At 58.2% G+C, this 12,064-nt stretch carries 11 protein-coding genes and 1 tRNA gene; 3 read left to right on the forward strand and 9 right to left on the reverse strand.

What is annotated here, in order from left to right:
- Positions 1 to 11 precede the first annotated feature (11 nt).
- From ACSAMM_RS14430 to ACSAMM_RS14460, 7 genes are all read right to left on the reverse strand, one after another.
- Entirely contained in the window at positions 12 to 791 is a 780-nt protein-coding gene (locus tag ACSAMM_RS14430; protein ID WP_457791980.1) for a hypothetical protein, read from the reverse strand.
- Positions 792 to 953: 162 nt separating this feature from the next.
- On the reverse strand, positions 954 to 2,126 hold the full coding sequence (locus ACSAMM_RS14435; protein ID WP_178724964.1) for a malic enzyme-like NAD(P)-binding protein: 1,173 nt from the start codon (positions 2,124 to 2,126) through the stop codon (positions 954 to 956).
- A 31-nt stretch (positions 2,127 to 2,157) separates the two neighbouring features.
- Positions 2,158 to 3,111 (reverse strand): L-lactate dehydrogenase, encoded by a 954-nt coding sequence (locus tag ACSAMM_RS14440; protein ID WP_178724963.1) that lies wholly within the window; start codon positions 3,109 to 3,111, stop codon positions 2,158 to 2,160.
- A gap of 198 nt (positions 3,112 to 3,309) precedes the next feature.
- Positions 3,310 to 3,516: a hypothetical protein gene (locus ACSAMM_RS14445; RefSeq protein ID WP_178724961.1), complete on the reverse strand. Its 207-nt coding sequence runs from the start codon at positions 3,514 to 3,516 to the stop codon at positions 3,310 to 3,312.
- A gap of 18 nt (positions 3,517 to 3,534) precedes the next feature.
- Entirely contained in the window at positions 3,535 to 5,331 is a 1,797-nt protein-coding gene (locus tag ACSAMM_RS14450; RefSeq protein WP_178724959.1) for an ABC transporter transmembrane domain-containing protein, read from the reverse strand.
- Positions 5,331 to 7,115 (reverse strand): ABC transporter ATP-binding protein, encoded by a 1,785-nt coding sequence (locus tag ACSAMM_RS14455; RefSeq protein WP_457791981.1) that lies wholly within the window; start codon positions 7,113 to 7,115, stop codon positions 5,331 to 5,333. Before ACSAMM_RS14455 ends, ACSAMM_RS14450 begins: the two co-directional genes overlap by 1 nt.
- A 269-nt stretch (positions 7,116 to 7,384) precedes the next feature.
- Positions 7,385 to 8,107: a tRNA 2-thiocytidine biosynthesis TtcA family protein gene (locus tag ACSAMM_RS14460; protein ID WP_457791982.1), complete on the reverse strand. Its 723-nt coding sequence runs from the start codon at positions 8,105 to 8,107 to the stop codon at positions 7,385 to 7,387.
- A gap of 297 nt (positions 8,108 to 8,404) precedes the next feature.
- On the opposite strand from ACSAMM_RS14460, the gene ACSAMM_RS14465 reads away from it, so the two are divergent.
- Complete coding sequence (locus ACSAMM_RS14465) at positions 8,405 to 9,274, forward strand: DegV family protein (RefSeq protein WP_457791983.1); 870 nt, start codon at positions 8,405 to 8,407, stop codon at positions 9,272 to 9,274.
- Positions 9,275 to 9,323: 49 nt separating this feature from the next.
- On the opposite strand, the gene ACSAMM_RS14470 is transcribed toward ACSAMM_RS14465, so the two are convergent.
- Positions 9,324 to 9,746 (reverse strand): helix-turn-helix domain-containing protein, encoded by a 423-nt coding sequence (locus ACSAMM_RS14470; protein ID WP_178724950.1) that lies wholly within the window; start codon positions 9,744 to 9,746, stop codon positions 9,324 to 9,326.
- 397 nt (positions 9,747 to 10,143) lie between these two features.
- Entirely contained in the window at positions 10,144 to 11,271 is a 1,128-nt protein-coding gene (locus tag ACSAMM_RS14475) for a glycosyltransferase (protein WP_457791985.1), read from the reverse strand.
- Positions 11,272 to 11,452: 181 nt separating this feature from the next.
- Here ACSAMM_RS14475 and ACSAMM_RS14480 point away from each other — a divergent pair, with 181 nt between their 5' ends.
- Entirely contained in the window at positions 11,453 to 11,662 is a 210-nt protein-coding gene (locus ACSAMM_RS14480) for a hypothetical protein (protein WP_178724948.1), read from the forward strand.
- Positions 11,663 to 11,851: 189 nt separating this feature from the next.
- Positions 11,852 to 11,927: transfer RNA gene (locus ACSAMM_RS14485), tRNA-Thr, on the forward strand.
- Positions 11,928 to 12,064: the final 137 nt, after the last annotated feature.

Here is a 12,064-nt window from a genome sequence, read left to right on the forward strand (position 1 = left end):
ATCCAACCTCCTCAAATCAGGCTCAGCCAAAACCGCAGGATCATCGCCGCGCATTCCACCAGGCTGACCACCAGGAACAGGATGCTCAGCACCAGACCGGCCACGGCCATGCCCTTGGCGGTGGATTTCATCCCCGTCCGGCTGTTCACTATTCCCAGGATGGAGAACACGATGCCCACCGGGAAGGCCAGCGCCCCCAGGACGCTCAGCAGGCCGAACACCAAGGCCATGGTCGCCTTTCCGGTGGGGTTGTGCACCGCCACCGGAACCGGCCCGCCCGCGTAAGCGGGCGCCGCCGCATATGGAGCCGGCGCTCCCGGATACGCGCCCGGCATGGGGGGCGTGGCAGGGATCGGCGCTCCCGGCGCGGGCATAGGCTGGGGAACAGCCGCCTGCGGGGCTCCAGCCCCCGGCGCCGCTGCAGGCATCGGGCCGCCCGCAGGCGCGGCGGCCGGCATCGGCTGGCTGAGCAGCCGCAGCAGGGTGTTTACCTTGTCCATCAGCATGCTTTTGGGAATGGCCCCCACGAACCCGTTGTCCAGCGCCATTTCGCCCACGTATACACCCGGCAGGATGGTCCAGCGGATGAATGCCTCCACGTGCACAATCCCCTGCCCGTAGGCCAGCTTGATATACTGGGGAGCGGTCAGCACCCCGCGCCCCTTTTTCCACAGCATTTCTCCCTTATAGGGAACCAGCTTGAACCCTTCCTTCTGGAAATAATCCTCACTGACCAGCCGAATAAAATCATCCGGCTGCCCGATGGTGTATTCCGCCACATACCGCCCCATGAAACTCCTCCTCAAATCGACGCGGGGGCATCCCCCGCGGCCCTGTCCGAGCCTTATGCTCGAAGTATACCATGCGCGGCCTGTCCATGTCCAGAGCGGGAGGGGAGTTCCATGAAAAAAGCCCCGTGGAGCCGAGGCTCCACGGGGCTGGGGACAAACAAATTAGATCCGGGCCACGCCGGTTTTCCGGGCGGCCTCGGCCACCGCCTTGGCCACGGCGGCCGCCACGCTGCGATCCAGCGCGCTGGGGATGATGTACTCGGCGGTCAGCTTATCGTCGGTGACGAACGCGGCGATGGCTTTCGCCGCCGCGATCTTCATCTCGTCGTTGATGTCGCTGGCCCGCACGTCCAGAGCGCCCCGGAAGATGCCCGGGAAGGCTAGAACGTTGTTGATCTGGTTGGGGAAGTCGCTGCGGCCGGTGCCGACAACCGCGGCGCCGGCTTCCAGCGCCAGGGCGGGCATGATTTCCGGCACCGGGTTGGCCATGGGGAAGAGGATGGGGTTGGGGGCCATGCTCTTCACCATTTCCGGAGTCACGCAGCCGGGGGCGGACACGCCGATGAACACATCGGCGCCCTTGAGCACCTCGGCCAGAGTACCCTTACGGCATTCCTGGTTGGTGATTTCGGCCATTTCCGTCTTCTCGGCGTTGAGGCCCTCCCGGCCCTTATAAATCGCGCCCTGCCGGTCGCAGAGAACCACGTCCTTGAGGCCCATGGCGATGAGCAGGCGGATGATGGCGATGCCCGCCGCGCCCGCGCCGCTGGTCACCACGCGGATCTCTTCGATCTTCTTACCGGTAAGCTTGAGGGCGTTAAGCATAGCGGCCAGGGTCACCACTGCGGTGCCGTGCTGATCGTCATGGAAAATCGGGATATCGCAGCATTCCTTGAGCCGCCGCTCGATTTCAAAGCAGCGGGGGGCGGAGATGTCCTCCAGGTTGACGCCGCCGAAGCTGCCCGCCAGCAGGCGCACGGTGTTCACAATATCGTCCACACTCTTGGAACGCACGCACAGCGGAATCGCGTCCACGTCGCCAAAAGCCTTGAACAGGGCGCATTTACCCTCCATAACGGGCATGCCGGCCTCCGGGCCGATATCGCCCAGGCCCAGTACCGCGGTGCCGTCGGTGACCACGGCCACCAGGTTGGAGCGACGGGTCAGGTCATAGCTCAGATTCACGTCCTTTTGAATGGCGAGGCAGGGCTCGGCGACGCCGGGGGTATAGGCCAGGGACAGGTCGTCCCGGGTGTTCAGGGGGGCGCGGCAGACCACCTCGATTTTGCCTTTCCATTCCTTGTGCAGTTTCAGCGATTCGGCAGCGTAATCCATAATGTCATCCTATCCTTTCCATACTATCTCGTTAAATATTGAGCTGGGCGATAACTTCCTTGAGCGCGTCGGCGCTCTTATGCAGCATGGCCTTTTCCCCGTCGGTCAGCGGCGGGATGATGGCCCTCTTGAGGCCCGCCGCCCCCACCACGAAGGGCAGGCTGAGGCAGACGTCGTTGATACCGTACTGGTTGTGAATCATGGCGGACACTGTCATCACCGAGTCGGTATCCCGGATGATACACTCGCAGATACGGCGCACCGCCATGGCGATGGCGTAGTAGGTCGCGCCCTTCAACGCGATGACCTTGGCCCCCGCCGTGCGCACGTCGTCCTCGATTTCCCGCAGCTCTTCCTTGCCGCAGTGGTTGTGCTTGTCGCAGATTACCGAGCAGTAGGTGTCCATTTCCATGCCCGCGATGGTCGCCAGGGACCAGGGGATCATGGAGGTGTCGCCATGCTCGCCGAACACATAGGCGTGCACGTTCTTTGAGTTAAGCCCCACATGGGCGGCCAGTCGGGACCGCAGCCGGGCGGAATCCAGCATGGTGCCCGAGCCAACGACCTGGCTTTCGGACAGATGGGTCGTTTTCAGAATGGCGTAGGTGATGATGTCCACCGGGTTGCTGACCACCACATACACCGCGTCAGGAGCGAAACGAGTAATCTGCGGCATCACCGATTTGACGATGTCCACATTGGCCTGGGCTAAATCGATTCGGGTTTGTCCCGGCTTGCGGGCCATGCCCACGGTGACGATGACGATATCGGAATTCACCGCATCCTCATAACCGCCGGCGTGGATGTTCACCGGCGCGCTGAACGGGGTGCCCTGCAGGATGTCGGCCGCCTCGCCCTGGGCCTTTTTCTCGTTGATGTCGATGAGAACGATTTCGGACGCCATACCGTCCATGGTCAGGGTATACGCGATGGAGGCGCCCACATTACCGGCGCCCAAAATGGTGATTTTTTTCCCTTTTCGCATACGGTTGTCTCCCTTAACTCTATCGGCTTACCCGGATCGGGCTGGCTGCACAAGCCCCGCGGTACACCCTCTCCGGCCCCCCGGTAACCCGGCGGGTCGCTGTCGGAATTTGTCTGCCCCATGACAAAGCGCCAAACTCCCCCATGATGCATTGTTAAAACTATAACATATTCTCTAGGCCTTGTAAATAGGCAATTGTTAGGCAAAACCGCCGACAAACGCGAAATTTTCTACGAGATTATGCAGCGCTTTATATAAATTCACCCAAAAAGACAAAAAAATAGCCGCAACGGACAAACCGATGGCGGCTGAGAGACTACTCCAGGAGTTTTCTCGAAAGTTGGCCGTGGGAGCCCGCCGCTTGGAGGCGGCGTAAGAGAGACATAACGAAAAGGGATCGGCCAAAAGACCGATCCCTTTTCGTTATGTCGCCAGGGCGACGCCCTGTTCCTGCGATTGTGCGGTATACAGATTATAATATAGCCCGCGCCGGGCGATAAGTTCGTCGTGGCTGCCGCATTCCTGAATGTGCTTGTCGGCAATGTACATGATTTTATCACAAGTCTTGATGGTGGACAGCCGGTGGGCGATGATAAAGGAGGTCCGCCCCTTGAGCAGCGCCGCGATCCCCTCCTGGAGCAGCCGCTCCGTTTTGGTATCGATGGAGGAGGTGGCCTCGTCCAGAATCAGGATTTTCGGGTCGGACAGAAGCGTACGGGCGAAAGAGATCAGCTGCCGCTGCCCTTGGGAGAGGCGGCTGCCCCGTTCGTTAACCTCGGTGTAGTAGCCTCGATCCATTTCCATAATGAAATCGTGCGCCCGCACCGCCCGGGCCGCGGCCTGCACTTCCTCGTCGGTGGCGTCCAGCCGGCCATAGCGGATGTTGTCCATGATAGTGCCGCTGAAAATAAAGCTGTCCTGAAGCATGATGCCCATCTGGCTGCGCAGGGAGTGGAGAGTGACGCCGGCGATGTCATATTTGCCGTCCAGCACCACCTGACCGCCGGTGAGGTTATAGAACCGGCTGATAAGATTGACCACCGTGGTCTTGCCGGCCCCCGTCGGCCCCACCAGGGCCACGCTCTCACCCTCCCGCACGGAGAAGGAGAGGTTCTCCAGAATATTGACGCCCGGCTCGTAGGCGAAGGTCACGTCACGGAACTCCACCTCGCCCCGGATGGCGGGCAAAGGCTGCGCGCCGGGCAGATCGTCCACCACCACCGGTTCGTCCATGGTTTCAAAAATGCGTTCCAGGTACGCGATGTTATTGATGAACATGTTGTAGATGTTGGCCAGGTTGGTGATGGGCTGCCAGAAGCGGCTGACATACTGCCCCATGGCCAGCAGCACGCCGAAGGATACCATGGCGCCGCCAATCCAGTACACGCCAGCGATGTACATCACGGTGAAGACGATCTGGCTGATGATTTCGGAAGAGAGCCACACGGCGTTGCCCACATAGACAGCCTTCAGCCAAGCGGCGCGGCAGGCGGCGGCCAGCCGCTTCATGATGGAGATGTTCTCCTCCTCCCGGGCGAACAGCTGGCTGACGCGCACGCCGTCGATGCTCTCCGCGAGGTAGGCGTTATAGTTGGAATTTTTGTTGGACTGGGCCTGCCAGTATTTCCGCTGGCGGGGCTTGATGTACCAGATGACCGCCGCGAAAAGCGGGAGACCGGCCACCACAATCGTAGCCAGCAGCGCGTTGGTGGAGTACATGAACACGATGATAAACGCCACGTTGACGATTTCCAGGATGCTGTTGATGATGCCGTTGGACAGCATGTCGGACACCGAGTTGACGTAGTTGATGACCCGCACCAGGATTTTCCCCGCCGGCCGGCTGTCGTAGTAGCTGAAGGGCAGGCGCTGCAGATGAGCGAAGAGATCCTCCCGAATATCGTAGACAATCTCCTGGCTGACATGAGCCATAATGCGGGCCCGGATGGTGGTGAAGACGATGCCGATAATCACGATGAGGGTGTAGAACAGGGCCAGGCGGCCCAGCAGGCCGAAATCGTTATGCGGCACGGCATCGTCCAGGGCCCACTGCATAATCTTCGGGCCGAACAGCGCCACCACGCTGGCGATGCAGGACAGCACCAGAGCGAGCACCATTTTAAAGGCATGCTTCTTAACGTACTTCATGGCACGCTTGAGGTGGGCGAAGCTGAACGGGGATTCCAGGTTTTCGTCCACGTCGAATTTGTTCCGAGCCATCAGCACACACCCCCTTGAGCGGTCACGGGGACGGATTCCTCATGAATATCGTTCTGCAGGGCATAGGTTTCCCAATAGTAACCGCGGTTTTTCAGCAGTTCCTCATGGGTGCCCCGCTCGGTTATCTGTCCGTTTTCCAGCACCAGGATGAGATCCGCGTCCTTGACGGAGGAAATCCGCTGGGCGATGAGAATTTTGGTGCAGGGATAGGGCAGCTCGCGCAACTGCCGCTGTATGTATTTTTCGGTTTCCATATCCACGGCGGAGGTGGTATCGTCCAGCACCAGGATGGCGGGCTCCACCGCCATGGCGCGGGCCAGGGCGATACGCTGCTTCTGGCCGCCGGAAAGGCCCACGCCTCTTTCCCCCACAATGGTGTCATAGCCCTCTGGCATTTTGACGACGAATTCGTCCGCCGCCGCCCGCCGGGCGAAATCCCGGGCCTCCACCTCGGACAAAGACTGGTTGCCGAAGGCGATGTTGCCCTCCACCGTGTCGGAGAAGAGGAACACGTCCTGGGTGGCGGTGCCGATGCCGCGGCGCAGCTCCTGCAGCTTCCACATATGGACGTTGCAGCCGTCCACCAGGATCTCGCCGCTGTCGGCGTCATAGAAGCGGGCCAGCAGGTTGATGAGGGTGGTTTTGCCCGAGCCGGTGGGGCCCATGATGGCCACCGTCTGGCCAGGCTCCACCTCAAAGCTGACATCCTTGAGCACCTGGACGCCGCCGAAGGAAAAACTCACATCCCGGAAGGCGATTCTCCCTTCCATGTGCGGATGGCTCTCGGCGTCGGGCCGGTCGACAATAAGGGGCCGGCCGTAATACACCTCGATGATTTTGGTCGCGGAGGCGCCGAACCGCTGCAAATCGTTTATCAGGGTACCCAGGTTGCGCATGGGATTGGCCAGCGCCCAGGACAGGGAGGTGAAGATGGTCAGGTCACCAGGGGAAAAGGCGCCGGGACCGGGGTGCAGCTGGCCCATGATGATGAGCGCGCCGCCGAAGAAGATGGTGATAAGGGTCATGGCGTTGGCCAGCACCTCGATCATGGGGAAAAAGGTAAGCCACAGCTTATTGATGTCCAGGTTGGCGTCACGGTACTCCTGGTTCCGCTCATGGAAACGCTCCCGCTCGTAATCCTCCCGGGCAAAAGCTTTGACCACCCGGTTACCGGCGATATTTTCCTGGGCGGCGGTGTTCAGATCGGACAGGCGATCCCGCATGCCGACGAAGAGGGGATGCACTTTTTTGGAATACAGCTTGGTGATGAGCATCAGCAGAGGGGTAACCGCCAGCAGGGCCAGGGTCAACTGCCAGCTGACGCAGAAAAACATGGTCAGGGTGGCGACGAACATCACCACGCTGTCCACCACCTGATAGGTGAGAAACGCGGTAAAATGGCGGCACCAATCCAGATCGGCGGACAGGCGGGTCATCAGGTCGCCGGTGCGGTTGCGATCGAAGAACCGCATCTCCTGATGCTGCAGGACGGTGAAGAGATGCACCCGCAGATTGAACATCAGATGCTGAGCCGAGCGCTCCAGCAGAATAACCATCACATACCGCATGCCCTGCCGCAGCACCTGTACCGCCAGCATGGAGAACAGCAGCGGCAGCAGGGGATCCGGGTTCTGGGGGATAATAACATCGTCGATGAGCTTGGCGGACAGAAAGGGGTTGATCACCAGCATGACGCTGGTGCCGGCGGATAGAATGAGCGCGACAATCAGAGCGACGCGGTACTTGCGTTCAATGTTACGCCACAGCCATCGGATTTGAAACATATCATCACCCTGCCTTTCAAATTCCCCGGCGGCTTCGCGGGGAACTTGTTAACAAACTATTTACACGCCCTATTATACCGGCCTGTTCAAAAAAAGATACCCTTATTCAGCCGAAATCTCTTAGCAATTTCGCACGAGTTTTCGTCAATATCACGGGGAGGAAGCGACGCGCCCTCATATAAAAAGGAAATATAATATCGACCGAGGCGCAGCAAAAACCGGCAGGCAAACAAGAGCCTGCCGGGTGGGTTCGCGTCCCCTCACTTTATTCACCAGCCACTCAGGCCGGCCTTCTGCATGGCGCCCAGAATTTTGTCGTTCAGAGGGCCGTACGCGGCGGACAGGTCGGCCAACAGCTCCTTGGTCCTCTGCCGGTTGGTGCAGCCGTCCACCGGGCAGCGGGACTTGACCACCGGCAACGCGGCCCGCTCGGCGCAGCGGGCGATATCCGCTTCCTGCGCGAATATCAGCGGGCGGATAAGGGTGAGATCCCGCCTGTCCAGATAGCTTTTCGGCGAAAAGCAGGCCAGGGTGCCTCCCGCCAGCAGATTCATGAGAAAGGTCTCCGCCGCGTCGTTTTTGTGGTGCCCCAGGGCGACAAAACGGCAGCCTGCCTCCTTGGCGGCCGCGTGAAGGGCACCGCGGCGCATCCGGGCGCACAGGCTGCAGGGATTGGCCTCCCGCCGCTCCTCGAACACCACCTCCCACAGCCGGGTGCGACGGACTATATAAGGGACGCGCAGCTCCTCGCACAGGGAGGCCACGGGGGAATAGTCGGTCTGCCGCCCCTCAAAGACCGGATCCAGCGTGATGGCGGTGAGGGAGAAGGGGGTGGGGAAGAATTCCCGCAGACGAGCCAGGGCCACGAGCAGCACCAAGCTGTCCTTACCGCCCGACACCCCCACGGCCACCGACACGCCGGCGGGCAGCATATCGTACCGCTCCACGGCGGCCCGTGTCAGGGACAGAATGGATGAAAACGGATCAGCCATAGCGAAATTCCTCCAAGCGCGCCCAACCGGGCGTTTTCCCCCATCATACCGGTTTTGCACCGCCGGCGCAAGGGGAAAAGCCGGGGAATCCTCGAAAATCGCATCTGAAAGTACGGGAAACCTTGTATTTGTCTGAAGGATCGGGTATACTGAAAGAAAGTCCGGGAAAGGGCGTGCCAGACGCCCGCCATGCCGGAACAGCCGGCGTCAAAACGGACGTTTGTCGGCCCCTCTTGACACGCCGGGCGATATGATGTAACATAGTATCCAAAACCAGATAAAACGGGAGGCTGCTGTATGAGCTACAGAATTACCACCGATTCCACCTGCGATATGCCCCGGGAATTTTATACGGAGCATTCTATCCCCTGCGTAGGTCTCGGCTTTCAGATAAACGGTAAGGAGTACCGGGAGGGCAGCGAGGACTGCATGCCCATTCATGATTTCTACGAAGCGCTGCGCGGCGGCGCCCAGTCCACCACCATGCAGGTCAATACCTACGATTTTATCGATTTTGTGGAGCCTTATCTGCAGGCGGGGGAGGACGTGCTGCATCTCTGCTTCTCCAGCGGGCTGAGCGGCACTTATGAATCGGTGGAGCGTGGCGCGGCGGAGCTGCGGGAAAAATACCCGGATCGCACCATTTTGGTGGTCGATTCCCTGGCCGCGTCCATGGGCGAGGGCTTGCTGCTCTATTACGCCCAGACGCATAAGGAAGCGGGCATGACCATCCAGGAAAACGCGAAGTGGCTGGAGGACAACAAACTGCATCTGTGCCATTGGTTCACGGTGGACGATCTGATGCACCTGCATCGGGGCGGCCGGGTTTCCAAGGCTTCCGCTATTTTCGGCTCCCTGCTGGGGATCAAGCCGGTGCTTCATGTGGACGACGAGGGGCATCTCATTCTCATGAGCAAGAGCCGCGGCCGTCAGGGCGCCATGGAGGCGCTGGCCGCCAAAATGAAGGAAACGGTGAATGACGACGTGTCCGATCAGATGATCCTGATCAGTCACGGCGACTGCCTGGAGGATGCCGAAAAGCTCAAGGCCATCGTGCAGCAGGTCACCGGCGCGCGGCATTTTATGCTGCACACCATCGGCACCGTGATCGGCAGCCATTCCGGCCCCGGAACACTGGCCCTCTTTTTCCTGGGAAAGCATCGATAAATGGCTACATGACAAAGCAAAGCGGAGGGCTTGTCCCCTCCGCTTTTTCTTATCTATCCGAAAAGCTCTGCCGCTGAAACCGCTGTTCCAGCGCAAACTGCATCACGGCGTTTCGCTGGATGCTGTCTAGCTGGCGGTAAATGTTGAGGAAGGCCAGTTCCTCCTGGGTGAGATCTACCAGAGAGCGAGAGGTCTCCGTGTTATCGCGGGGATAATGGTTGTCGTGAAGCGTCACCGAAGCGGAGGCATCCCGGTCGCGGCCCAAAAGAAAGTCCACACTAACATTGAAAATACGGGAAATACGCAGCAGCGTGTCATAATCCGGCTTGGTTTTATCAATTTCATAGTAAGCATATGTGGAACGGTCTATACTCAGGCTCTGAGCCACCTGCTTCTGTGTCAGATTGTTGGACTTGCGCAGCATGCGCAGACGTTCGGAAAAGACAGAACGAGCCCGTTTGTCATTGGACATACTGATGCCCCCTTCCCTCCGAGTATATCATGGCCGTTTTCCAAATGCAGTACATGTGAATTTTAACCACCAATATGTGAAATATATTCACTTATTTCCGGTAGTATTTCCAGAAGAGCCGCAATTATGCGGAAATTTTTTCCTACAATTAGGCTGAAATATGAAGGATTGTTGTGGAATCTGCATCGTAAGAAAGTTGCGGTAAAATCTTAGCCAGCTGTGAACTCATCCGAATTATCCGTTTATATTAGCCATTTTTTACCTTTTTATCCGGTGGGCGGATATTTTTCGTTGAGGAAAAGCTGTGGCAAACAACAACATATAGAAAAAAAGGGACGGGATTGCAAATTTATGCAATCCCGTCCCTTTGCCTATACGACAATACGTTGTAGAATTTTCAAGCGGCCAGACCGTCCTGCCGCGGTGCTTTTTCCTTCTTAAAGACCCAATGCTTTTGAATGGGGAAACTGATTAGGAACAGCAGCATATCGATGGGAATTTTCACCACGGTACTGTTCCATCCGGTCAGGTGGGTGAAAAAGCTGACCCCCTGGGCGGACAGGAACAAAATGACCACCGCCAGTGCGTAATATTTAACCAGCGTAACCGCGCCGTTGGCCTTGCTCTGAAAAACCAGCTTTCGATTGAGCAGGTAGTTCCACAAGGAAGATATCACGCGGGCGGCTGCCGTGGCGATGAGGATGGCGTACGTGATTTTGATATGGGGCACATCGGTCGTCAGCAGCTCCGGCGCGGCCAGGCGCAGCACCCAGCTGAGCATGGTAAACATGATGATATCCACCAAAAAGCTGGACACGGAGGAAAAGAGAAATTTGCCGAAAACCGCATAGATCTTGATAGAATCCAGCACCGGATGAAAATGAGAGGACGCGTTCTCTTCGATATAAACGGTTTCGATCGGCACCTCCCGCAGCGGGATTTTGTCCTCGGCGCAATCGATGAGCATGTTCATCTCATATTCGAACCGCTCCCCCTTGGTGGTCAGGAAGCGCTTAACCAGCGGGGAAGACATGGCCCGCAGACCGGTCTGCGTGTCGGAAATCCGAACGCCGCACAGCAGCCGGAACACATTGCGGGTGATGACGTTGCCATAATGGCTCTTAAAGGGGACATCTTCTTTCGAAAAATCCCGGCTGCCCAGGATCAGAGCCTCGGGGTGGGCCAGCATGGCGTCGCAGCATGCCCGGATATCCGGCACCTTATGCTGGCCGTCTGCATCCACCGTGACAAGGCCCTTGCAGGCGGGATAGGCGTTCAGGAAATGATTGAAGGCGGTTTTCAGCGCCCGGCCTTTGCCGAAATTGATATGGTGGCGCAGCACCTCGCAGCCGAATTCCTCCTCCGCCCGCTGAAAGTACGGCGCATAGTCCTCCGCGCTGCCGTCGTTGACGACCAGAACATGAGGAAAGCCCCCTGCTTTCAAATCCTCAAGCAGCTTCATCAGCTTGTCGTCTGGGTTCAGCGATGGAATAACCACCAAAATGTTGTCGTATATACCCTCCACGCGATCCTCTCCCTGTATCTCGAACGGACGCCGGCACCGCCGGAACCCCGCTGAAAAATTGCATAAATGATGAAACTTTTCTTTATTATAGCAGATATCCCTTTACAAATGTTCGAAAAGAGATAAAATAATTTATTAGGAAACCCTTAAGTTTATCTCAGCAGAAAGGAAGCCGGAAACCATGAAAATCCTTTGCAGCCGCTGCAACCAGCCCTTTGATGGGCCGATTTGTCCCCGCTGCGGACAGGCCGTGGCCACGTCGGGGGCCGGCTATACCAATATGGCCCCGCCGCCCGTCCGCCCCAAAAAGCGGGTCTGGGTGGGGCTGACCATTACGGGGCTGTTCGCTTTATTAATGGTGGCCTGCAACCAATTGGGGCAGCTGTTTTAGGGCGGCGTCCCGACGCGGAAATTTGCGCCGGGACTCGCTTTTCCCCTTGACGGCGGCCGGTTTGTTTGCTATAATACCGGAGGAATCCACCATGTCCCGTACCGTTTCCCAGCTCGTCGGGCTCATAACCCGAGGGTCACTAGGCAGAATTTTCCACAAACAGAAAGCCGGTTCCGCTTTCTCATAGATGCTACTGTGGCTCAGCTGGTAGAGCAGCTCACTCGTAATGAGCAGGTCGTCCGTTCGAATCGGATCAGTAGCTCCAAAGGAAAAGACAGGCGACGGCCTGTCTTTTCCTTTGGAGCGAGATTCTTCCGCTCGACGCGCGGGAGAATCTCGTATAGGCTTCTCCTTTACATGGCCGTTCCCTTGCGCAGCCTTTTACCGTATCTTTTTTGATGA

The organism is Anaeromassilibacillus sp. SJQ-5, assembly GCF_054108045.1.

Bases quoted from the DNA above. Each gene is read 5' to 3' on its own strand.
- ACSAMM_RS14430 (WP_457791980.1), bottom strand. From the start codon at position 791: ATGGGGCGGTATGTGGCGGAATACACCATCGGGCAGCCGGATGATTTT.
- ACSAMM_RS14435 (WP_178724964.1), bottom strand. From the start codon at position 2,126: ATGGATTACGCTGCCGAATCGCTGAAACTGCACAAGGAATGGAAAGGC.
- ACSAMM_RS14440 (WP_178724963.1), bottom strand. From the start codon at position 3,111: ATGCGAAAAGGGAAAAAAATCACCATTTTGGGCGCCGGTAATGTGGGC.
- ACSAMM_RS14450 (WP_178724959.1), bottom strand. From the start codon at position 5,331: ATGGCTCGGAACAAATTCGACGTGGACGAAAACCTGGAATCCCCGTTC.
- ACSAMM_RS14455 (WP_457791981.1), bottom strand. From the start codon at position 7,115: ATGTTTCAAATCCGATGGCTGTGGCGTAACATTGAACGCAAGTACCGC.
- ACSAMM_RS14460 (WP_457791982.1), bottom strand. From the start codon at position 8,107: ATGGCTGATCCGTTTTCATCCATTCTGTCCCTGACACGGGCCGCCGTG.
- ACSAMM_RS14465 (WP_457791983.1), top strand. From the start codon at position 8,405: ATGAGCTACAGAATTACCACCGATTCCACCTGCGATATGCCCCGGGAA.
- ACSAMM_RS14470 (WP_178724950.1), bottom strand. From the start codon at position 9,746: ATGTCCAATGACAAACGGGCTCGTTCTGTCTTTTCCGAACGTCTGCGC.
- ACSAMM_RS14480 (WP_178724948.1), top strand. From the start codon at position 11,453: ATGAAAATCCTTTGCAGCCGCTGCAACCAGCCCTTTGATGGGCCGATT.